The organism is Burkholderia sp. PAMC 28687, from assembly GCF_001577465.1.
Lineage (GTDB): Bacteria > Pseudomonadota > Gammaproteobacteria > Burkholderiales > Burkholderiaceae > Caballeronia.
The window spans coordinates 1,097,562-1,120,578 of record NZ_CP014506.1 but is presented as its reverse complement, the minus strand read 5'-3'; the positions used below and the strand labels follow the sequence as shown (position 1 = coordinate 1,120,578).

Sequence of the window (23,017 nt, the reverse complement as noted above, 5' to 3'; positions counted from 1 at the left end):
TGGGCGATCTCATTGGCAACTACATCACGCTGGGCACGGCAACTTCATGCAGCCACCACGGGAATGTCCCGGAACCGTCCGTATGAGTAGTGCGCCGCGCACGCGCCTTCGCTCGACACCATGCACGATCCCATCGGATTGTCGGGCGTGCAGATGGTGCCAAAGAGCTTGCAGTCAATCGGCTTCTTCACCCCGCGCAGGATTGCACCGCACTCGCACTGCTTATGGTCGGGCACCGCACGATAGTTCAGATCGAAGCGCTGCTCGGCGTCGAAGAGCGCATATTCCGGGCGAATTTGAAGCGCACTCATCGGCACCTCACCCAGTCCGCGCCACTCGAACGTATCGCGCACTTCGAGCACGTCCGCCATCACCGCCTGGGCGCGAGCATTGCCTTCGCGGCTCACCGCACGCGTAAATTCATTCTGGATCTCGGCGCGGCCGTCATTGACTTGGCGCACCAACATCAGGATAGCCTGCATCACGTCCAGTGGCTCGAACCCGGCGATCACCACCGGCTTGCGATGGGTCTTTGCAAACCCTTCATACGGGCCCGATCCAATCACGATGCTCACGTGGGCCGGCCCGACAAAGCCGTCGATCTCGACCGTGCCGTACTGAAGCACTTCCGGGGATTCAAGGATGTGAGTAATGGCCGCCGGCGTCAGCACATGGCAGCACAACACGCTAAAGTTTTTCAGCCCTTCACGCGCTGCTTGCTGGATAGCGAGCGCGGTCGGCGGCGTAGTGGTCTCGAAACCGATGGCGAGAAATACCACTTCGCGCCGTGGGTTATCGACGGCGAGCTTCAACGCATCGAGCGGGGAATACACCATGCGGATATCGGCGCCGCGAGCCTTCGCGCGCATCAAGGACAAGCCGTCCGACGCCGGCACGCGCATCACGTCGCCGTAGGTACACAAGATCACGCCGGCATCGAGCGCGAGGCGTAAGCCCATGTCGACACGGCCAATGGGAAGCACGCACACAGGGCAGCCGGGGCCGTGGATCATGCGTAAATTTGGGGGCAGCAGATCCGCGACGCCATAGCGTGCCAGGGCGTGTGTGTGACCGCCGCAGAACTCCATGAAGCTGTATCGCCGAGTCGCTTTGACTTCTCTCGCGATGTTGGTGGCGATGTTACGGGCGAGCGCGCCGTCACGAAATTCATCGATGTATTTCATGTGGTCAGCTCCGCGAACAGTTTAAGTGTTGCTTGCGCTTCCTCTATGTCAAGCATGCCGATGGCATAACCCACGTGAACAATCACGTAGTCGCCGACCTGAACCTCGGGCACCAGCGCAATCGAGATTCGTTTGCGCACACCGCCAAGGTCGACGACCGCCATGTCGGGTCCCTCGAGCGCAATGACGCAAGCAGGTAACGCTAGGCACATGATGCGACCTCCGCTGAAGATGCCATGACTTGACCGGCATGCAGGGTGCAGCCAGCCACCCACGCCTGACCCAGCGCGAGGCCTGCATCGCCGCAACACACGCCTTGTGGTCGCAACACCACCAGGCTGGCACCGTGCAGTGCTGCGCTCACACGTTCGCTAAGGACCTGATTGAGGAAGCAGCCGCCCCCCAGAATGACGGTGCGGGTGCCATGTGCGCGCGCAGCTTCAGTGGCCGCATGCGCCAGACCACCGGCCAGGCCCAGATGAAAAAGCGCTGCTCCTTCGCCGCTCGACGCGACGCCCTCGTCGGACATCGCAAATAATTTGGCGACGAGAGGCGCGAGGTCGAGCGACGTCCATTGCACGACATATTCAGGGTGTGCTTGCAGCCACGTTCGCGCCTGTTGCTCGAGAGCGATGGCCGCTTCGGCTTCAAAAGTTTGGTGAACGCACAGCCCGAGCCCGCCCGCGGCAGCGTCGAACCAGCGGCCAGCACTGGTCGTGGGAAAACTGTTGACCTGACGCTCCAGTAGGCTGCGCACGAGGCGTGCCGCGAACACGCCAACCGACGGAGCGAACCTTGCTTCAATTTCGTCGGTACGGCCCAGACGCTGCAATACGGCCGCGGCCATGCGCCAGGGTTCGCGCGCAGCCACGTCGCCGCCAGGCAACATCAAAGGCGCCAAATGATTCAGTCGACGCCACTGGTTGGCGGCCGAGTCCACCCAAAGTACTTCGCCACCCCATGCGCTGCCGTCGTCGCCCAGGCCCACGCCATCCAGTGCGAGGCCGATGACGGGACCGGCCACGCCTTGCTCGGCCTGGGCCACTGCAATGTGCGCATGATGGTGTTGGACACCGATCGCAGGCACGCCCAGACGGTCCGCCACCGCCTGAGCTATGTGAGTACTGTGAAAGTCCGGATGCAGGTCGTGTGCCACCGCCTGCACCGGCCCCGATGCCTCCCGAAGCAGTTCCTCGACCGAGACGTTCAGCGCCTCGCGGTTGGCTGCGCCGATCAGATCTCCATGGGGGTCGGACCACAGTACCCTCGTGCCCTCTATCAGGCAGGCGGTATTCTTAAGATACGCACCGCAGGCCAGCACGCGCGCGGGGGCGGGTTTCGGCAAGACGGCTGAACGGATCATGACGTCACGGCCGGTGACTTTGCGATTCGTGGTGCAGCCGTGCCGTGTTCCAATGGATTGGCCGCCGGTCCATGTTCCGGGTCACCGCGCTTCGGCAACAGCCAGTCCAGCCAGGGTTCGATGCCTTCACCCGTCGTGGCCGACAAGAGCAGCACTTCGATGCCCGGGTTAACTTGACGGGCATAGCCAATACATCTGGACAGGTCGAAACTGACATAAGGCAGGAGGTCGATCTTGTTGATCACCATCAGGGTGGCTGCGGCGAACATATCCGGATACTTGAGAGGCTTGTCCTCGCCTTCGGTCACCGACAACACCACGACCTTCGCGGCCTCCCCCAGATCCCAAAGAGCCGGACAAACCAGGTTGCCGACGTTTTCGATAAACAAGAGCGCTTCACCACCGTCGCCGTGATGCGCCCTTGCGTGCAGATCGAGGCGCGAGAAAGCGTCGCCCACCATTTGCGCATCCAGGTGGCAGCCGCGGCCCGTGTTGACCTGGATCGCCGGGGCACCCGTAGCGCGAATGCGGTCCGCGTCCATACTGGTTTGCTGGTCGCCCTCGATCACCGCCACGCCCAACCCGGGATGACGGATCTTGAGTGCGTTGATGCTCGTGCAAAGCAGTGTCGTCTTGCCCGAACCGGGGCTGGAGACAAGGTTGAACGCGCTCACGCCATGCGCCGCGAAATGAGCCCGGTTATGGCTCGCCAGCCGCTTGTTTTCGCCCAGTACATCGGCTTCCATCTGGATGACGCGCGCCTGACTGATACCGGGCACCGACACCCGCGCGGCGCCAATGCCATAGTGAAGATCGCCCCCGACCGACACCGCAGGAATAGGGTGGGCTCCGGAGGGTGTTTTCCGCGCATTGGTGCGCCCGGGGTCCGACTCGGCATTGCAGCCGCAGATGACACACATGGCCTTCTCCTTTAAAGTTCAGTCGTCGAACACCACAAGGTCGACTATTCGTACCTCGGAGCCTCCGGTGGCCTGCAAGGTGTAGCTGCCGCAAGACGGACAGGCGTCAAGATGGCTTTTGATCTCCACGCCGGCCGCGCAGTGCAGACAGCGGGCCGTGCCAGGAATCACGTCTATCGCGAGCTCGCTGCCTTCCATGCAGGTGCCGGGCATCATGGCCGTGAGCGCGAAACTCAGGGCCTGTAGTTCGACACCGGCCAGCGCACCAATTTCAAGCCGCATGAATGAAACCCGCCCGAAGTGTTCGCGTTCAGCAGCCTCTTCGATCATGCGCAGGATGCCGGCCGCCATGCTGACTTCATGCATCCATAGCCTCGGGCACGATGGCGGGCGGAGCAGCTTTATCGAGCATCCAGGACTGCCCCCAAATTAGCGCTCGCGCGAGGTTTATAAGCGCAACTGGCGCAGGCGGCTCCCCGAGTTCGAATTGCATGCCTCGTATCGCCAGCAGCGTGCACGGCGGCGGATCAACGCCGTACAAGTCGCAATAGACCTGCATGACTGACTGTGCAGACATGGCGTGCGTAGTGAAACTGACATCACGCGCCGGACTTAGCGTGGTCACCTCGAACGGAGTGGCGCAGTTCAGGCTGGTATCGACGAATAGCACGCGCTCGCGACACACGAGGTCAAGCGCGTGCTCGATTTGAAGTTGATAGTCCTCGAGAAACTCCACGCGATGGCCACTCGCCGACCCGGCCAGCGCAGACAATTGCTGCACGAATAACGGGCCTAGTGCATCGTCGCCACGACTCAGGTTGCCCCACCCGAAAATCAGCAAGGGCGCAGTCATGCGAACGGCTCCATCGACGCTTTGCCGTGGCGCACTATTTCGCCGTGCGGCGACTTCACTACGTGATCGACCAGCCCACCGTCGGGTCCAAGCAGTACGACATCGAGCGGCATCTGGCCCAGTGCGTGCGTGGCGCAGGAAAGGCAAGGGTCGAATGCACGGATGGCCACTTCAATACGGTTGAGGAGCCCTTCGGTCAACTCATGCCCATCCAGATACTGACGCGCGACCGAGCGCACGGATTCGTTCATCGCCTGGTTGTTGTGCGTAGTGGAGACAATCAGATTGCACCGTGTGACGAGGTCGTCCGCCCCCACTTCGTAATCGTGAATGAGCGTTCCCCTTGGCGCTTCGATGACGCCAACGCCCCCTCCCCGGCGCTCACCGCCAGCCATCAATTCGCCTTGCAGGATGTCCGGGTCGTCGAGCAGTTCCTTGATGACCTCTACCGTGTGCAACACCTCGATCATCCGAGCCCAGTGGTATGCAAGGGTCGCGTGCACCGGCGCGCCTTTGCCCCAGGCGACGAAGTCCTGGCGCTGCGCTTCCGCAAGTGGACTCGGAATAAAGTCGCAATTTTGAACGCGTGCGAGCGGTCCGACCCGGTACCATCCCGCGTCGCGGCCGAGGCTTCGCAGGTGCGGAAACTTCATATACGTCCAGGGCCTGCTCTCCTCTTCTATCAAGTCCATGTAGCGCTGGTCGCTCGCGCCATCGAGAATAATCTTGCCGTCGGCGTCGCGCACGCGCAGCACGCCATCGTAGAGATCCATCGCGCCATCGGCTCGAACGAGTGACATCATGTTGGAGGGAAAGCTCCCAAAGCCGTCGTAAAGGATAGGGTTTTGCGCATGCAACTGCTTGGCGATGTCCACGGCATCGGCGGCCCAGGCGATCATCTGGTCCACGTCCTGATAGAGCGCATCACGTTCGACCTGGCTCACGTGCTTGTTCATTCCGCCCGGTATCGCGCCCGTGCCATGAATGCGCTTGCCCGACGTAACGCGGATAATCTCCTGGCCAAACTTGCGCAACAGAATGCCCTTCTTCGCGATGTCCGGATGCGCCTGCGCCACACCAACAATGTTGCGCAGGTCAGCTTCAGAGTCGAAGCCGAAAAGCAGATCCGGTGACGCGAGATAAAAGAAGTGCAGCGCATGCGATTGCATGACCTGGCCGTAGTGCATCAGCCGGCGGATCTTCTCCGCAGTTCGCGTGACGGGCTGCGCACCTACAACCAGATCCATCGCCTTGGCCGCCGCGAGTTGATGCGACACCGGGCAGATACCGCACAAACGCTGCACCATCACCGGGACTTCCCAGTACGGACGCCCTTCGATAAATTTCTCGAAGCCGCGGAACTCGACAATGTGCAGACGCACCTGTTTCACGCGATTCTGCTCGTCGAGCAGGATCGTCACCTTGCCGTGCCCTTCAACACGTGACACCGGGTCGATAGCCACGCGGCGCAGGCCTTTGGAATCTGCCGCGGTTTCGAGATCGAAGCTCATCGCGTTTGGGTCCTCGCTCTCAGTCGTAGTGCATCAAGGCGTGGCCCAGTTGCGGCGTGCGCCCGGCCATCAGGTCGTTCAGGAAACTCCAGAATGCATCCGCCGACGGCGGGCATCCGGGCAAGAAGTAGTCGACGTGCACGATCGCATGGATCGGACGCACCTGCCGAAGCAACAGCGGCAATTCGGGGTCGTTCGGAATCTCGCTGCCTTCGCTCAACCCCGGGCGATCGTGATAAACCTCGTTGAGCAGGACGCCTACGTCGAACCGATTGCGCTCTGCCGGCAAGCCGCCATTGATGGCGCAAGCCCCCATGGCCACCAGCGTCTTGCAGTGGGCACGAAACGCGCGTAGTACCAGCACGTTCTCGGAATTGCATACACCGCCTTCGATCAGTCCGATGTCGCACTGGCCGACTTCCTTGATGTCGGTCAGCGGCGAGCGGTCAAACTCAATGTGCTGGATCAACTCCAGCAGACGCTCGTCGATGTCGAGGAAGGACGTGTGGCAGCCGAAACAGCCCGCCAGCGAAACGGTAGCGACCTTTAACTTGGCGCCCCGGGGGGGCACATCGACGATCATTGCCGGATTCATGACAGGGCTCATGAAGCCTCCTGCATGTCCGGGTCGGCCGCCGTGTGCGGGTCGTACCGACGCTCACCAATCGGGATAACGAAGCCGCGCCGCTTGGGCAGGATCGCGCCGACCGGGCAAATGCTCGCAGCACGGTCGGCAAGCGCCATATCGGTATCGACCAGCTTTCCGCTCATGCTGTTGACCACAAGATGTGTTCCGATCCCATGTCCCGCGATAGCGAAAACGTCTTTGGCGTCGACATCGTGACCTGCCCTCACGCACAGTTCGCACAAGATGCAGCGGTTGAAGTCAATCATGACGTCGGCGTGGCTCGCGTCGATCGGGCGTAGTGGATAGAACTCCTCGAACAGCACGTCCTCCATCTTCATCTCGTAGGCCGTCGCCTGCAGCAGGCAGTTGCCGCTCTTTTCGCATGAGGGGCAAAAGTGATTGCCTTCGACGAACAGCATCTGAAGCAACATCTTGCGCTCGGCGTTCAGCTCGTCCGTGTTGCTTTCGACTACCTCGCCCGCTGCGGCGTGCAAGGTGCATGCGGAGCCAGCCCGGCCCTTGACCTTGACGGTGCAAACGCGGCAGGAGCCCTGCGCATGAAAATCCGGATGCCAGCATAAGTGCGGGATGTAACGCCCCGCCCGCCGTGCTGCCTGCAGAATGGTCTCTCCCGGCTCAAAGAGCACGTCTACACCGTCGAGCGAGAACGTGGCGCCGATATCGCTGGTATTGCCGGTCTTGCCGAGCGTAGTCATGGGGTACTTTCCAAATGCGCGGCTGCATCGTCTCGCCCGGTCGCGCGGCGTGCGTCCGCAAGCTCTGCGTCGAGATCGAATGCCGGCTCGAAATGCAGCGACTTCAGACGTCGCTCGTAGGCGGGCCTGAACTTGACGATGGTATCGTGAAGGGCGTTGCAGGCCGAGCCGCCCAGCCCGCAATGGGTGGTGCCGTGCATCAGCGTGTCGATGCCGCTGAGCAGATCGACGTCATGACGCGAGCCTCGACCGGCTGCGAGTTTGTCCATGCTCTTGACTACCAGCGCCGTGCCCACACGGCACGGCGTGCAAAAACCGCAACTCTCCTCGGCGAAAAACCCCGCATAGTTGCGTGCCACTTCGAACATGTCGCGCGACCGGTTGAACACCATGAATGCGCCTGCCGTGGGTACGTCCTCGAACCCGATGCGGCGACCAAACTCCATCGCCGATAAGCACTTTCCCGATGGTCCGCCGACCTGCACCGCCTGAGCGTCGTGCGCCCCGCAATCTTCCAGGATGCGATCGATGCTTGTACCCATCGGATATTCATAGATACCCGGCCGATCGCAGTCGCCCGATACAGAATGTATGTTTGTGCCCGTTGATTTAGGCGTGCCGATGACCGCCCACCACGCGCCGCCTTGCAATGCGATATGCGTCGCGGCGCACAAGGTTTCAACGTTGTCCACCGCAGTCGGCTGATCAAGATAACCGTGCTCCGCGGGAAACGGCGGACGGATGCGCGGAGTGCCGCGCTTGCCTTCGAGGGATTCGATCAAAGACGACTCCTCCCCGCATACATAAGCGCCGGCGCCTACGTGAATATCGATGTCGAAATCGAATCCCGAATGCCCTTGGATCGCGGTCCCCAGTAAGTGAGCGTCGCGGCGGCGCTGCAGGACATTGCGCAACGGCTCCAGCAGGTAGCGGTATTCACCACGCAAATACATCAATCCATGCCGGGCTCCTATCGCGAGTGCGCCGATCGTCATCCCTTCAAACACCATATCTGGATGGCGTGTCAGCAGCACGCGGTCCTTGAACGTTCCGGGTTCTCCTTCGTCGGCGTTACACACCATGTAGTGCTCGCTGCCTTTCGCGTCACGGCAGAGTTCCCATTTCTTGCCCGTGACAAAACCCGCGCCACCGCGTCCACGCAGGTTCGAGATCGTCATCTCGTCCACCAGGTCATGGGCTCCGCGCGCCAGCGCAGCAGCGATGGCTGCGCCGGGCGGAAAGGGAGTGCCGAGGAGGACATCAGCGCGTCGGATATGGTCGTCCACGAGAGACCAATGGGCCGGCCACGCAGTGACAGGCACCCTTGATTCGATCAAGTCGGCGATCGCACCTACGCGCTCGGCGTCGAGCCGAGTGACAACTATATGGTGATTAATCAGCAAGGACGGTCCTTGATCGCACAGACCGGTACAAGAACAAAAATCCACACTGACGCGTGCGTCGGCCCGCATGCGGCCCGGTTCGACACCCAGTCGTTGGCACAAGTCGGCCATCAATGCCGCGTTACCTTGCATACGGTCGGTGATGTTGTCGCTAAAGAGTACGCGGTACTCGCCCACCGGCTGGGTGTGAAAGAAGCGGTAGAACGTCGCGACGCCTTCTACATGGGCAAGCGTCAGCCCCAGCGCACTCGCCACGTATGACAGCATGTCGCGCGGCAGCCAGGTATGCTGCGCCTGTGCCTCGCGGAGGATCTGCACCAGTGCGTGCGGATCACACGCGTAGCGCGAGACGAGCGAATCGATGGCCTCGTTCTGGATTTCAGCGGGTTTGGACAGAAGACCGTGTGCAGTGGCCACGATTGATCGCTCCCATGTCTAGACCGATGCGCTAATCGCTTCGGGCGGTGGAGTTCAAGCCAACGGTAAAGCACCCTCTTTCATCGCTCGTTTTGAGCTGACAGAGTAGCCCGCATCTGCGGGTAACGATAGCCTCGGAAAATACTCAGATCTGGTCGATTACGCCGCTCAGCGAGAGAAGCGTCCATCTATCAAATATTTCGGGTCATTCATGGACCTACTTCGGACTTGAAAGAAATCGACAAGCCGAAAGATCGAGCACTCCGCTTTTCATATCCAGGCGGTCCAGACTTCAATCCTGACTCTTCTCCCACATGTACCCTCTTAAAGCCTGGGCTGAGACCCTTGCTCACGGCAGGAGAACCGCAGCACCTTCAAACCGGCCCGCACGTAGATCCGCTAAAGCCTGATTAGCCTCCTGCAGGCGATAGCGCGTTGTCTTCGTGACAATGCCGATCTGCGGTGCCAAACGCAGGAAATCGACCCCGTCCTGACGCGTCAGGTTGGCAACCGACAGCAACTGCCGCTCTTCCCAAAGCAACTTATAGGGGAACGCAGGAATGTCACTCATATGGATGCCCGCGCACACCACGCGCCCGCCTTTGCGCACCGCCTTCAGGGCGCTCGGTACCAGGTTGCCTATGGGTGCAAAGATGATGGCTGCGTCGAGCGCTTGTGGCGGCGTTTCGTCCGAGCCGCCTGCCCAGATTGCACCAAGGCTACGAGCGAAGGCTTGCGTCGCCAGGTCTCCCGGACGGGTGAAAGCAAAGACCGACCGGCCCTGCCATTTAGCGACCTGGGCGAGAATGTGCGCAGCCGCCCCGAAGCCGTAAAGCCCCAAGTGCTTGCCGTCACCCGCGATGGTTAATGAGCGCCAGCCAATGAGTCCCGCACAGAGCAAGGGGGCGAGCGACTCATCGGTGCCGGAATCGCCTAGCGGAAACGCAAAGCGTGCATCTGCAATCGTCGCGGTGGCGAAACCGCCGTCGCGCGTGTAGCCGGTGAATAGCGGCCGATCGCACAGGTTCTCCCGGTGCGCGGCACAAAACGGGCAGACGCCACAGGTGTGACCCAGCCATGGAATACCGACCCGCTCACCCAACTGCAGGCCTTTAACGTCCGCCCCGAGAGCGTCGATGCGCCCAACAATCTCGTGGCCAGGAATGATGGGTACCTGCGGATGCTCGAGCTCACCGTCTACAACATGAAGGTCCGTGCGGCAGACACCGCACGCGCCCACCTTCACCCGAATCTGGGTCGGACCAGGTTCCCGGTCGGCGAGTTCGGTCCATTCAAGCGCACCGCCGACCTTGTTCAGCACCATTGCATGCATCGATTTCTCCGTTTGCATGAGTTCGAGCGCAGGTGGCCCGCTTCGAGGTTTGACGACTATTCAAAGCCTGAACCTCGCCGAAGCGCTGCACTCAGTGACTTGCAAACTCCAGCACCACGCGCGAAGGAACGTCGCCATGGGCCAGCCGATGGAACACGTCGTTGATCGCCGATAGCGGCTGCAACTCGATATCCGCCTTCACCTTGCCGTCCGCGGCAAAGGCAAGCGCTTCGGCCATGTCGCGTCGATTGCCGACGAAGGAGCCCTTGATCGTGATGCAGTTGGCTACCACGTCGAACAAGGGAGTCGGAAATTCGCCCGGCGGCAAGCCCACCAAAACGCAGGTTCCGTGCTTGCGGGTCATGCCTACACCCTGCTTGAACGCTCCTAGCGATGGTGCGGTAATCAGCACACCATGAGCGCCGCCACCGGTGGCCTTCTTGACAGCTGCGATCGGATCTTCGTCCTTCGCGTTGACCATCGCGTCCGCGCCCAGACGTTTAGCGTGTGCGAGCTTGCCATCGTCGATGTCAACCGCGCACACGTGCAAGCCCATGGCCTTGGCGTACTGGATACCCAAATGACCCAGGCCTCCGACACCTGAAATGACAATCCATTCGCCCGGACGGGCCTGCGTCTCCTTGATGCCCTTGTATGACGTGATGCCGGCGCAGATAAGCGGGGCCGCATCCCGGGCGGCCAGATGCGCCGGTATGTGTGCTACGTAGTTGGGGTCCGCGAGGATGTACTCGGCGAAGCCACCGTTTTTCGTATAGCCGCCGAACTGCGCTTCCGCACACACCGGTTCGCGCGCCGCGAGGCAATATTCGCAATGTCCACAGGCGGAATAGAGCCAGGGCACACCAACGCGGTCCCCTTCTTTCACGGCCGTGACACCCGCGCCGATGGCGGTGACTATGCCGATACCCTCATGGCCCGGGATGAATGGCAACGTGGGTTTCAAGGGCCAGTCTCCGTTTGCCGCATGCAGATCGGTATGGCAAACGCCACAGGCCTCGGTCTTGACCAGCACCTGCCCCGTCCCGGGCGTTGGAATGTCGACTTCCTTCAGTACCAGTGGCTTGCCGAACGCTTCGACAAAAGCGGCTTGCATCTTGCCTTTCATGATCTTTCCCTCAATTAAAACGTGTCTGGCGCTTTACGCCACTGCGGGCAAATTCAGGCCTCTAACCGCCTCGATCATCTTGATAAGCACCGTCTGCGCATCGCCATATACCATGTCGCAGTTGTCGGCATAGAAAAGGGCATTGACAATCCCGGCATAGCCTTTGCCTTCTCCGCGCTTGATCACGAATACTTTCTTGGCCTGATCAGCATTGAGGATCGGCATGCCGTAAATAGCGGAGGATTTATCAGTACGCGCTGCTGGATTCACCACGTCATTCGCGCCGATCACAAGCGCCACATCGGTGCTCGCGAACTGGTCATTGATGTCCTCCAGTTGAACAATCAGGTCGTAGGGCACACCCGCCTCGGCCAGCAGCACGTCCATCTGGCCCGGCATCCGGCCGGCAACCGGATGAATTGCGAACTTGACCAATACGCCCCCTGCCTGCAGCAGTTTGACGAACTCGAAGAGCTTGCCCTGGCCTTGCGAAACTGCGAGGCCGTAACCCGGCACGATGATGACTGACGCCGCATAGCGCATCGCGATGCCTGCGTCGCCCGGCTGCATTGGCTTCAAACTGCCTTTTATCTTCCCCTGCTTGTGCTTCGCCACTTCTCCGAAGTTCGTAAAGACCACGTTGCTGACGGAGCGGTTCATCGCCTTCGCCATCAACAGCGTCAGCAGCATACCGGCCGCGCCCACCACCATCCCCGCGATCATCAGCGCCGGGTTCTGAAGCACGTAGCCCTCGAGCCCAACCGCCAGGCCCGTGAAGGCATTGAAGATGGAGATCACGACCGGCATGTCGGCACCACCGATCGGCAACGTCATCAGGATGCCTAGCGCCAATGCACAACCGAAGAACAGGTAGATCGTAGTCGGCATGGCCAGTACCAGGACAGCCTTGTCCGCGCTCGCTACGACGATGTATGCGCCGACCGCGACAGTCGCGAGCATCACCAGCGCGTTGAAGGCTTGCTGTCCCTTCACACGAAACGGCTTGTTGATCACCCCGTCTAGTTTGGCCCATGCGATCAGCGAGCCCGACAGCGACACGGCGCCAATTAACGCTCCCAGCAAAGTGACGATGAGCTCAGTCTTGCCTTGGGCCTTAATGCCGAACAGCTCCACAGCGGCAATAGCGCCGGCCGCACCGCCGCCCATGCCGTTGTAGATCGCAACCATCTGCGGCATGGCCGTCATTGCGACTTGACGGCCGCTCCACCAAGCCGCGCCTCCGCCAAGGCCCAGCGCGACGACAGCAAGGCCGATGTTCACCGGCAGGTTCGACCGCGCAGCAGTGCCGACGCCGAAGGCGTAGAGAAAGCTCGCGAGCACAGCCACGGCCATGCCGATACCGGCGACGAAGATGCCCGAAGGCGCCGTCACTGGCGATGACATACGATGCAGGCCATACAGGAAGAGGAAGGCCGCCGCCAGATCAGCCGTACCAATGCCGAGTTGTTCAATGAGAGTTAGCATGGCGGCGTCCTCACTGCTTCTTTGCGTGGATAGACTTCACGCGAGCGGTCTTGCCGTGGGCGGCATGCTTCGCGGGAGGGCCGCTTGTCTTGAACATCGCAAGCATGCGGTCGGTAACGGCGTAGCCACCCGCGGCATTGCCCGCACCCAGCAGCACGGCGAAAAAACCAATCACCTGCTGCTGCACCGTTGATGCATTCAGCAGCGCATAGATCCCGCCCACCACCACGATACCGTGCACGAAGTTCGAGCCCGACATCAAGGGCGTATGGAGGATAGCCGGCACGTGCCCGATGATCACCCAGCCCGCGAACGCGGCAAGCATGAAGATATAAAGGGCGACGAAGCCTGAGATACTGATCTGGAAGTCCATGCGTGTGTCCTCTGTCGGCTCGTGATGTCTACCTGGATGTGGCCGGTGTCGATTTTGTCGGCCGTGCGGCCGGCGCGTCCGGGCTTGCGGCTTTGTCTCCTTTGTCTTCTTTTTTGCTCGCGGAAGCTTTGTTCTCGCCCGCATGCGTGAGAACCGTCTTGGCGAGGATTTCGTCGCTCCAGTCGATTTCGATCACGTTGTCTTTCATGATCAACGCAAGGAGGTTGTACTGATTCTTCGCATACAGTTCACTCGCGTCCTCACCGAGCATTGAAGGCACGTTGAGCGGAGCGACAATCGTCACCCCTCCCAATTTCACCGTCTCGCCGGGGCGCGTGTCTTCGCAATTACCGCCGCCCTCGGCTGACAGGTCCACAATCACGGCGCCGGCCTTCATGCCAGCAACCTGCTCGTGGCTGATCAGCTTGGGCGAAGCCTTACCTGGAATGGCCGCCGTCGTAATGATCAGGTCCGCTGCCTGAATATGTTTTGTGAGTACTGCTGCGACCTTGGTCTTTTCCTCCGCACTCAGCTCGCGCGCATAACCGCCTTTTCCGCGTGCATCGACGCCGGTGTTCACGAACGTGGCGCCTAATGACAGTGCCTGCTCTTCGGTTTCGGGGCGCACGTCGTAGCCTTCCACGATCGCACCTAGCCGGTGAGCCGTGGCGATGGCTTCAAGTCCCGCCACGCCCATTCCCATCACGAGTACATGGGCAGGCCCGAGAGAACCTGCCGCACTCGTGATTTTCGGCAGCACGCGCGCCAGATGTGTGGAGCCAAGCTGTACCGCGTAGTATCCGGCGAGCGCCGCCTGGCTTGAGAGCGCGTCCATTGCTTGCGCGCGGGTAATGCGCGGCACTCGCTCCATCGCGAAGCAGGTGATCTTTTTCTCGATCAAACGCTTCACCAGTGCAGGCTCGTTGTGCGCATAGATGAAGGAAACCAGGATCGAGCCCTCCTTCATCGCATTGATCACCTCAAGCGCGGGTGGTTGAACGGCAAGTACAACGTCCGCATCCTTGACCAATGCGCTCCGGTCAGCCATGAAGACCACGTTCTCGAAGGCCGCATCGTCCAGGTCGATGGCCGCCCCTGCGCCGGTTTGCATGTGCAGTTTCGCACCCAGCTTGATCAGTTTAGGAATGACGGCGGGAACGAGCGCCACCCGGCGCTCGTGTGCGTGTGTTTCCTTTAGCACGGCAACGTTGATGTACATGTCGGAGTTTCCCGTGGCGAGTCGTGGTCAGGCCGGAGCGTTCAGATCAGCGGTGCGAACCAGCTTCTTATTGACGAACTCCTGAATTCCCATGTTGCCAAGCTCCCGCCCGTAGCCGGAATACTTGATGCCTCCGAACGGCAGTTCGGCGTCGGACCAGTCAATGTTGTTGATGAACATCATCCCGGTGTCGACCTGGCTGGCCACACGCTTACCGCGCGCCTCGTCCTTGGTGAAGACGGAGCCGCCCAATCCGAAGTCGGAGTCGTTCGCAAGAGCAATCGCGGCGGCCTCGTCTTTGACGCGGAAGAACGAGACGACCGGGCCGAAGAACTCGTCACGAAAGGCCGGGTTGTCAGGCTTGATATCGGTGAGGATCGTCGTTTCCATGAACGAGCCGGGCCTGTCGATGCGCTTGCCGCCCATCACCAGTTTCGCGCCGCTGGCCACTGCGTCGTCAACTTGCTTGAGCAGTTGTACCAGCGCCGCTTCGGTCGACAAGGGACCGTGCGTGGTCTTCTCGTCCATTGGATCGCCTGGTGTCAGGGCCGAGAGAGCGAGCTTGAACCTCTCCAGGAACTTGTCGGCGATGGAATCGAGAACAATGAATCGCTTTGCCGCGCAACAGGTTTGGCCGGCGTTGTACATCCGCCCCCATACCGCCCATGGAATGGTCTTCTCGAGGTCAGCATCGTCGAGCACGATAAACGCGTCGCTGCCGCCCAGTTCCATCGAAGTCTTCTTGAGGTTCTGTCCGGCTTGGGCCGCAATACTTTTGCCTGCCGCGACACTGCCGGTCAACGCCACACCCTTGATCCGCGGATCGTCGATAATTTTCTCGGACTGTTCATGCGAGATCAGCAGGTTGGTGTAAGCGCCTTTAGGTGCGCCTGCGTCGATCCAGAGCTTTTCGAACGCAATGGCGCATTGCGGCACACAGCCCGCGTGCTTGACCACCAACGTGTTGCCCGCCATTAGTTGCGGTCCGGCGACACGTGCAAGCTGATAGAACGGAAAGTTCCACGGCTCCACGCAAAAGAGCACACCAAACGGGCTGCTTTCCATGTGGGCTGCGCCGACTTTAGGATGTAGTTTGGTTGGTGCCAGGAACTTTTCAGCATGCTCGGCGTAGTAAGCAAGGATGTCGGCGCTGAACTTCACCTCACCACGTGCTTCGTCAATCCGCTTGCCCATCTCCAGCGTCGCCAGCTTCGCGAAATCATCGACGTGGCCGCGCATCAGTGCGGCGGCCTTCCCTACGATCGCAGCGCGCTCCGCGTAGGTGGTGTGCTTCCAGGTCTGGAAGCATGATTCGGCCGCAGCGAGCGACTGTTCCAGCTGCGAGTTGTTCAGTTGGTCAAAACTCTTCAGGACTTCACCGTTGCTCGGGTTAACGCTTTGGTAGGCCATGTCTTGCTCTCTTCAGGTAGAAGTGTTCCGGAGGTCAGGGAGATGACATCAAGTGTGCTTAAACAATTTTAATAATTAAATACGTAATACTAATTATTAGTTATTGGGATGTTAAATCCGGGCTTAGTGAAGCCACGCTACGCACGGCGTAGCCGCTTCAACAAAGCGGCATCTTTCGACGTCGACTTTTGAATTGATGATCAATCATAGGCTGTGTCGACACCGAAACCAGCCTCGGAAACTACTCAGTACAATTGCGGGCTTACCGGCAATGCGCAACGACGTGAATTTGGGCGCGGCACCGTACCATTTAAGCCGTAGAGCTTATTCAAAAAATCGCCCATCCTTGCCCGCTCAGCTGTGCGCGAAAGAGTCGCCTAATATTTCGTCTCGTTCTGCGGAATCCGATAACAAAAAGTCTCGTCGGGCCTCCTCAATCACTCGTCTCGCGTAGGTATCTTGAGGGTCGTGATCCTCATTCTTCATATCCCAGTTCCGCGCTTCAGCGTCGGGCGAATGAGCTGTTGGCAACGAGACGAAAATCTGCGAACCGTCTCCGGGCGCGGGAGACTCTTGAATCAAGCGTCTGAGCACTTCCTCTCGAATTTGTTCGGCAGTAAAAACTTGCTTTGACATGACAGTCTCCCGAGATTCACGCAATGAGTAAGACGGAGCCGATTCAAGCATTGGGCCGAGAACCCCGCCCAGAAGCGGGATCAGCGTGCTCGCTCGTCGCTTCCTCTGTAATGACCCGATACAGTTGAGAAAATTGTTCGTCCACCTCGCCATCAAAAAGCGGGTCCGCCTGCCCTTGCAGACCAATGTCTTCGATCGCGTGCCAGTCTTCTTCGTCGAGGCTCTTTCTGGCTGCCGGGAACAGCGTCAACTCCTCGATGGCCATGTTGTGCCGGAGTCGCTCGGCATAAAGCCGGACCCGGATGTCGACGAGCTCCTGCGACATATTCTCTCCCCGGGTTGCCGCCTCCAAATCCCTCAGCAAATCGAGTCCATCCCGGATCAACTTCGTATGTTGTGCCTCGATCTCATGCCCGAACTCGACCGGGAGCGCCTTCTTTGCCAGCAACCTCTCGACCATACGATCCTCCAGCACGTGATGGGTCACGTCGGGAAAACGCGTCAGATAACAAAGCGCATCGACCAGCAATCCGATATTTGGCGCAGTTGCATCAGTCCGGAGATTTGATTGGTCGTTGAGCAGGCGCACCACTTGTGTGAGCCTCGAATGTTCCGTAATCAGCCTTTCAATAACATTGGACATGGCGCGCCATCCCCTATTCTTCGTTTTCTGTCTTGGTACGACAATGGAAGCTTCGCCCGCACGTAGCCAACAATTCCAGCAACATGTTTGATTGTTTTCATCGGACGGGTACGCCCCCTCACGTTACGCATCGGATAGGGCATCAGGTATCAGTCCTCGACAAACGGTCGACCGAGACATCGCCTGTGTTGCCGTAAGCGTTGCACTCGCTCGAAGCCGCAGTGTGAACACGAGCTCATAAATGTCTCTGTACTCGCCCTCACAATAGCGCCGAGTGCGCAACAAAGGCAGATTCGGAAACTACTCAGGCCGCCGTCCCACAATACTTTTGAATGAACAGTTTTCGGCCTGCGTAAGACCGTACAGCATCGTGATTCACAGCTTTTCCAGCACCATCGGCACGAGCGATTCCCCGGCTCGGGGCCTGCGACATAAGCGCAGGTTTGATTGCTGGATCTTTGCAAGACAGCGGATGATCTGGCCGTCTCCGGTTGCGAGGTCGTATGACTTCGTCACGTCGGATTCGGCAAACTAAGTAGTTTCCGATCCTGCCTAAGCAATTCTTTGGGGATTACATTGGTCAGATAGCACCGCGAAGGCTTCATCGTTTGGTCGCGGGAGGCGCTGTCCTGCACAGTGCAAACGCGTCAACCTATAATCATAAAACTAGGAGTACAACCATGGCACTACCAATTTGGGGCATCTTGGGTGGTATGACAGCATTATTCTTCTCGGCTCTTTTTTTGCGCGGGCAGAAAATGCTCGAACCTCGCAGAGCGGTGTCCAAGCGTAACGGCACAAAATAAGACCGACTATGCGGAGCATGAAATTCCCTCAATCTACAAAGCGGAATTCGTACCGGGGATGGTCCGCGAGCCTCCTTCGTCAATGTCGCTCGATGTACTCAACCGTTCGGGAAACGGCTGAGCAATGCCGCGCAGACTGAGAGAACGTAGTCGCTACCGCCCTCTCCGCTATCTGCGACGCAGGCCCCTACTAACTACTGGAAGACGGGTCGTCGACACTATTGGCATGCACCAACTGTGCCGCAAGTGCCAGGCAAGTCAAAGCCGGCAGAGACCTCGAGCCGGTTTTCTTCATGATCAACGCCCGGTGATTCTCGACCGTACGCTGGCTGATGCCAAGGTCCGCTGCGATGATTTTGCTAGGGCATCCCGCAAGCACGAGATCCATTATCTGGTGTTGTCTCGGTGTCAGGCCCGAGATGTGACTGGCCGCAGCTTCACGCCAAGCAAAGAGCTTTTGCGAATTCAGTGACTGTTCAAACGCACGCCCGACGCTTTCGAGTAACTCGGTAGTGCCGATCGGCTTTTCAATGAAGTCTGAAGCGCCTTCCTTCATGGCCTGCACCGCCACTCGTACGTCGCTGTTTCCCGTGATCATGATTGCGGGTAACCGGTCTCCCCGGTCGTGCAATAGCTTGAGCAGGTCGACACCTTTCATACCGGGCAAGTAGGCATCCACAAGCAGGCATGCCTCTCGTCCCGGCTTGTAGGCTTCCAGGAACGCCTCACAGGACTCGTAATCTTCGACGGTGCGGTCGTCGTCTTCAAGCGCCTGCCGAATTTCCGTGCGGACATATTGGTCGTCATCGACTATGTACACGACGGACGATGTCTGCCCCGTCAACCGCGCGACAGGCTCTGAAGCCCGCAGCGGAACTGAATGACGCGAAGTATCCATGAGACCTTCGATCGCCTTGATGAGGTCCCCTACCTTCACCGGCTTGTTAAGGTGCAGGCATTTCCCTTGAGCAATGTCGCGCAGAGTCTCCAGCGATATGTCACCCGTCAAGATGATCGCCGGAATCTCCCAACGGGCGATCTTGCGAACGCTGGCAACAACCTGGAGCCCATTCATGCCTCCGGGCAGGTTGTAGTCCGCCAGGATGAGGTTGGGTCGGATGACGTTCTGTAACACGAGTTCCAAACCCTCGACACCGTCGGATGCCGTCCTCGCGTTATAACCCTCTGCCTTGAGCATCGACCCTATTAGGTCTCGTACTTCAGGGTCGTCCTCGATAACGAGTATCGAGCCATTGTGCGCGTTCGGCTCCGGGGTTGCGACCTCCGCAACGGGCTCGCCATCGTGCTTTGGAGGCCCGCTCGTTTCGGGCGGCACAAGCGCGACTTCAATCGAGAAAACGGAGCCCTTGCCAGGCTGAGAGCGCACCGTCACTTGATCGCCGAGAAGATCAGCCAGACGATTCGCTATAGACAGGCCAAGACCCAAACCCCGGCTGCGTTCACGCGCCGCGTTGTCCAACTGATGGTATTCATCGAATATTGCCTTTAGCTCATCGTTCGGAATACCAATACCTGTATCCCAGATTTCGATGCGCAGTCTATCGCCTTTGCGGCGGCAACCTAACAACACGCGCCCCCGCTTGGTGTACTTGAAGGCGTTGGACAGCAGATTACGAATCACCTGCATCAGCAAATGCGGATCGCTTCGAATCAAAAGACTACATGGGGCAACGCGGAAAGTGAGGTTCGACGGGAGAGCGCGGTCGTTGAACTCATCCTTCATTTGATCAAGAAGCTCGCCAATTGGAAAACTGGCCAGCTCCGCATGAACGGTTCCGGCTTCGATCTGGTTGATGTCCAGCAACGCGTTCAACATACCGGACATTGAGCTCAGGATATGCTCGAAACGCTCGACCATCTTCTTGGCGGCGTCGCCTTGCACTGCGTTCGCGAGGGAACCTTGCAGCAGGACAAGCGCTTGCAGCGGCTGGCGCAGGTCATGGCTCGCCGCAGCCAGGAATCGCGACTTCGCATTATTGGCCTGGTCTGCAAGCCGTTTGGCTTCCCTCAACGAGGTCTTTACCAACTTACGTTCGGTAATGTCCGCAAACGTAATGACGACGCCCTCCACCCGGCCGTCCTCCGTTCTATACGGCAAGATCCGACGAATAAACCAGACACCGGTTTGCGTCTGTATCTCACGTTCGGAGGGGACCGACGTGCGCAGTACCGTGCGTGTGTCGGCTAGCAGATCGTCATCCGGAGCCAACGACCTGAGATCTCCCAGTGGCCGGCCTATGTCACCCGGGAGGACCTTAAACAGCGATCTCGTCGCCGGCGTGAAGAAACGAATATTGAGTTGCACGTCCAGGAACAGCGTCGCTACCTCGGTGCTATACAGGACGTTCTGGAGATCGTTGGACGTCGTGCGCTGCCGCTCCAGCGTCTCTTGTAGCTGGCTGTTGAGCGCAGTCAGCTCTTCGTTCAGCGCTTGCAATTCCTCTTTGGAGGTCAGCAACTCCTCGTTGGTCGATTGGTATTCTTCGTTGACCGACAACGCCTCTTCGTTGACCACCTTATGGTCCTCGCTGATTATCTCAAGGCTGTGGATTGCACTCGCCAGTTCCCCTTTGGTTGCCTCAAGCTCGCTCTCAAGCTCTGTAATTCGAGGCACGTCCTCCGGCGACGTAGTGACGGCCTTCCTGTCATGATGGTCATGATGCGGCTCGTCGACAAAGCAAACCAGAAACATTTCCTCTCCGTCGTTCGAGACAGGCTCGACGTCGAGTTTGAAGCCCACAACTTGGCCGTTCCGCTCCGTCGTGCCCCCGGTGATGACCACGCGCGCATTGGATTGCTTCGCGCGCTGGATGGCGAGCCGGAGCCTGCTTCGCACGTCCTGGGACGCCATTGCCAAGATATCTTGCGTGGGAGGGCCCGACGCGACATGCAGATACCGGTCGGTGGGTCCGACAGAATGGATGCATTCATGGTCCCCGTTGATCAGGACGGTCGCAGGTGCATGCGACTGGATGACCAGTCGTCGACACAGCTCTGCCATGGCGGATTGGCGCGAGACACCGTGGCCCTGCTGTTGCCGGGAGGCAATACGGACCGCATTGGTAGAATTCATCGAAAAGCCGACGTCGTGCGATCGGCCGCGACCGGTATGCCGATAAATTCGCTCTGACTTTGAAAGAATCTCGAAACGGCCGTCAGGTTTTCCGACTGTCTCTGCACTGCCGAGGAGAAGAACGCCGCCGTCGCGCAACGCGAAGTGGAAAAGGGATACGACCTTCGTCTGGGCCTCGGGATTCAGATAAATGAGCAGGTTGCGGCACGAGACCATGTCAAGCCGGGAAAATGGCGGATCCACAAGCACATCATGAGCGGTGAACACCACCAACGACCTCAGCTCGGCCAACACCCTATAGGTGTTACCTTCCTTCATAAAAAAATTAGCCAGTCGAGTTGGAGATACATTCGTCTCAATGGTTTCCGGATACAGGCCTTCGCGGGCCTTGATAAGCACATCCGGATCGGCATCTGAAGCAAAGACCTGCAGCTTGATGCTTCGCCTCGATGCCGCGATCTCCTCGAGAAAAAGCATGGCGAGCGAATAGGTTTCCTCTCCGGTACTGCACCCTGCGATCCAGATGCGAATGTCCTGACCTGGCGCATGATTACGGACAAGCTCGGGCACAACGGTTTTCGCCAGCAAATCAAAAACCTTCGGATCGCGAAAAAATTGCGTGACGTTAATCAGGATGTCTTTGGCGAGAAGTTCCAGTTCGGCAGGGTCGTTAGCGAGAACCTCAATGTAGCCCGCCATGTCGCGCGTCTCGACTGCCGCCATTGCGCGGCGGCGCTCTATTCGACGTTCCAGCGTGCCGCGCTTGTAGAGCGTGAAATCGTGATCGGTTCTCGTGCGTAACAACTCAATTATCGGAGCCAGCCAAGCCGGCCCGGCGCCCTCGTTTGAATCTTCGTCAGCCCGCTCTCTGCCTGGAGTTCGCCGCCGGTATTCCATGAGCGCTTCCGGAATTTTTGCTAGCGGCAGCACCCGGTCCACTGCCCCGGTGGCAATCGCGCTCAGTGGCATTCCGTCGGATCCCGCTTCGTGCGGATCCTGGGCAATGATCATTCCGCCTTGCTCCTTGATCGCCTTCAGGCCGAGACTTCCATCCGCGCCGGTTCCCGACAGGACAACGCACGCAGCCTGTGGGCCATACTCTTTCGCGAGTGAATGCAGCAGGAAGTCAAAGGGCAGCCGCGCGCCGTGACGTGCTTGTGGAATGGAACTGCGTAACACTCCGTTGGCGACGGATAATACGTACCCGGGGCAATAATGTAGAGGTGTTCCGGCTCAACCAGCATACCGTCTGCCGCTTGCATGACGGTCATCCGTGTATGACCGGTAAGCAAGCTCACCAACAAGCTTTCGTGAGCCGGATCCAGATGCTGTACAAAGATCCACGCTGTCGCGGTTCTCGGCGGCAACGCTTCGACAAGCTTACGGCACGCGTCGAGCCCGCCTGCCGATGCGCCGATCCCGACGACAAAAAGCTCGTCGCTCCTAGCAGCAGGACCAGCGTTTGAAAGTGGCTTGCGCTTCGACCTGGGTCGAGAGAGGCTAGCCTGACGAACGATACTTGCAGGCATCTTGTGCATCCGGAGAGAATTGTTTCGAAGCGGCCTGCGCTCCTCGAGCCTTCAGACTCACAAATGCAAGCCGTCAGTGGCGTAAGTGCAGATCTCTGGCATTCGACGAACATCCCAGGCAGAAAGCCGTAGCGACCTTGCAGTGACAAACACGTCGATATGCGCAGATATGCGGGATCGGAGAATAATCACGCGATTGCAAAAACCAATCGGGATTCCCATTGTAACGCATAAACCAGGCTACATCAGCGTATGTTTGCGGATTCAGGAGCGAATGCAGATGGGTACCCGCGGAGCAGCCCCTGCATTCAATTCATTCATCGTACTCGCCTATCTCACTGCTGTCGCTTAGGGTCAGGTTAGCGTGA

General features: G+C 59.2%; 20 protein-coding genes. All 20 read right to left on the bottom strand.

Annotation, left to right across the window (positions count from 1 at the left end; all coding sequences use genetic code 11):
- Window positions 1-44: 44 nt before the first annotated feature.
- The 20 genes from hypD to AX768_RS34480 all read right to left on the bottom strand — a co-directional run bounded on the left by hypD (window position 45) and on the right by AX768_RS34480 (window position 22,649).
- Window positions 45-1,184, bottom strand: a complete 1,140-nt coding sequence (hypD, locus tag AX768_RS20360; protein ID WP_062001848.1) for a hydrogenase formation protein HypD — start codon at window positions 1,182-1,184, stop codon at window positions 45-47.
- Window positions 1,181-1,396, bottom strand: a complete 216-nt coding sequence (locus AX768_RS20355) for a HypC/HybG/HupF family hydrogenase formation chaperone (RefSeq protein ID WP_062001847.1) — start codon at window positions 1,394-1,396, stop codon at window positions 1,181-1,183. The genes hypD and AX768_RS20355 overlap by 4 nt, the downstream gene beginning before the upstream one ends.
- Complete coding sequence (locus tag AX768_RS20350) at window positions 1,387-2,547, bottom strand: Kae1-like domain-containing protein (RefSeq protein WP_062001846.1); 1,161 nt, start codon at window positions 2,545-2,547, stop codon at window positions 1,387-1,389. Before AX768_RS20350 ends, AX768_RS20355 begins: the two co-directional genes overlap by 10 nt.
- Complete coding sequence (gene hypB, locus AX768_RS20345; RefSeq protein WP_082778960.1) at window positions 2,544-3,467, bottom strand: hydrogenase nickel incorporation protein HypB; 924 nt, start codon at window positions 3,465-3,467, stop codon at window positions 2,544-2,546. The genes AX768_RS20350 and hypB overlap by 4 nt, the downstream gene beginning before the upstream one ends.
- Window positions 3,468-3,485: 18 nt before the next feature.
- On the bottom strand, window positions 3,486-3,833 hold the full coding sequence (locus AX768_RS20340) for a hydrogenase maturation nickel metallochaperone HypA/HybF (RefSeq protein ID WP_062001845.1): 348 nt from the start codon (window positions 3,831-3,833) through the stop codon (window positions 3,486-3,488).
- On the bottom strand, window positions 3,826-4,320 hold the full coding sequence (locus AX768_RS20335) for a hydrogenase maturation protease (protein ID WP_062001844.1): 495 nt from the start codon (window positions 4,318-4,320) through the stop codon (window positions 3,826-3,828). Before AX768_RS20335 ends, AX768_RS20340 begins: the two co-directional genes overlap by 8 nt.
- The gene (locus tag AX768_RS20330) at window positions 4,317-5,831 is read right to left on the bottom strand and encodes a Ni/Fe hydrogenase subunit alpha (RefSeq protein ID WP_062001843.1); all 1,515 of its coding nucleotides are present in this window, start codon (window positions 5,829-5,831) and stop codon (window positions 4,317-4,319) included. Before AX768_RS20330 ends, AX768_RS20335 begins: the two co-directional genes overlap by 4 nt.
- A 19-nt stretch (window positions 5,832-5,850) precedes the next feature.
- Window positions 5,851-6,438 (bottom strand): NADP oxidoreductase, encoded by a 588-nt coding sequence (locus AX768_RS20325; protein ID WP_231941432.1) that lies wholly within the window; start codon window positions 6,436-6,438, stop codon window positions 5,851-5,853.
- Window positions 6,435-7,175: a 2Fe-2S iron-sulfur cluster-binding protein gene (locus AX768_RS20320; RefSeq protein ID WP_062001842.1), complete on the bottom strand. Its 741-nt coding sequence runs from the start codon at window positions 7,173-7,175 to the stop codon at window positions 6,435-6,437. The genes AX768_RS20325 and AX768_RS20320 overlap by 4 nt, the downstream gene beginning before the upstream one ends.
- Window positions 7,172-8,995 carry an NAD(P)H-dependent oxidoreductase subunit E gene (locus AX768_RS20315; protein WP_231941431.1) on the bottom strand — a complete coding sequence of 608 codons (1,824 nt, stop codon included), beginning with the start codon at window positions 8,993-8,995 and terminating at the stop codon, window positions 7,172-7,174. Before AX768_RS20315 ends, AX768_RS20320 begins: the two co-directional genes overlap by 4 nt.
- Before the next feature lie 349 nt (window positions 8,996-9,344).
- The gene (locus AX768_RS20310) at window positions 9,345-10,328 is read right to left on the bottom strand and encodes a zinc-dependent alcohol dehydrogenase family protein (RefSeq protein ID WP_062002363.1); all 984 of its coding nucleotides are present in this window, start codon (window positions 10,326-10,328) and stop codon (window positions 9,345-9,347) included.
- Window positions 10,329-10,419: 91 nt separating this feature from the next.
- Window positions 10,420-11,454, bottom strand: coding sequence for a zinc-dependent alcohol dehydrogenase (locus AX768_RS20305; protein ID WP_062001841.1), 1,035 nt, complete (start codon window positions 11,452-11,454; stop codon window positions 10,420-10,422).
- A 33-nt stretch (window positions 11,455-11,487) separates the two neighbouring features.
- Window positions 11,488-12,939 carry an NAD(P)(+) transhydrogenase (Re/Si-specific) subunit beta gene (locus AX768_RS20300; protein WP_062001840.1) on the bottom strand — a complete coding sequence of 484 codons (1,452 nt, stop codon included), beginning with the start codon at window positions 12,937-12,939 and terminating at the stop codon, window positions 11,488-11,490.
- Window positions 12,940-12,949: 10 nt separating this feature from the next.
- Window positions 12,950-13,312, bottom strand: a complete 363-nt coding sequence (locus AX768_RS20295) for an NAD(P) transhydrogenase subunit alpha (protein WP_062001839.1) — start codon at window positions 13,310-13,312, stop codon at window positions 12,950-12,952.
- A gap of 28 nt (window positions 13,313-13,340) precedes the next feature.
- Complete coding sequence (locus AX768_RS20290; protein ID WP_062001838.1) at window positions 13,341-14,531, bottom strand: NAD(P) transhydrogenase subunit alpha; 1,191 nt, start codon at window positions 14,529-14,531, stop codon at window positions 13,341-13,343.
- 27 nt (window positions 14,532-14,558) lie between these two features.
- Window positions 14,559-15,941: an NAD-dependent succinate-semialdehyde dehydrogenase gene (locus tag AX768_RS20285; RefSeq protein ID WP_062001837.1), complete on the bottom strand. Its 1,383-nt coding sequence runs from the start codon at window positions 15,939-15,941 to the stop codon at window positions 14,559-14,561.
- 354 nt (window positions 15,942-16,295) lie between these two features.
- Window positions 16,296-16,577 carry a hypothetical protein gene (locus AX768_RS20280; protein ID WP_062001836.1) on the bottom strand — a complete coding sequence of 94 codons (282 nt, stop codon included), beginning with the start codon at window positions 16,575-16,577 and terminating at the stop codon, window positions 16,296-16,298.
- 43 nt (window positions 16,578-16,620) lie between these two features.
- Window positions 16,621-17,220 (bottom strand): hemerythrin domain-containing protein, encoded by a 600-nt coding sequence (locus tag AX768_RS20275; RefSeq protein WP_062001835.1) that lies wholly within the window; start codon window positions 17,218-17,220, stop codon window positions 16,621-16,623.
- A gap of 996 nt (window positions 17,221-18,216) precedes the next feature.
- Window positions 18,217-22,239, bottom strand: a complete 4,023-nt coding sequence (locus tag AX768_RS20270; protein WP_442857269.1) for a CheR family methyltransferase — start codon at window positions 22,237-22,239, stop codon at window positions 18,217-18,219.
- Window positions 22,155-22,649 carry a chemotaxis protein CheB gene (locus tag AX768_RS34480; protein WP_442857258.1) on the bottom strand — a complete coding sequence of 165 codons (495 nt, stop codon included), beginning with the start codon at window positions 22,647-22,649 and terminating at the stop codon, window positions 22,155-22,157. Before AX768_RS34480 ends, AX768_RS20270 begins: the two co-directional genes overlap by 85 nt.
- Window positions 22,650-23,017: the final 368 nt, after the last annotated feature.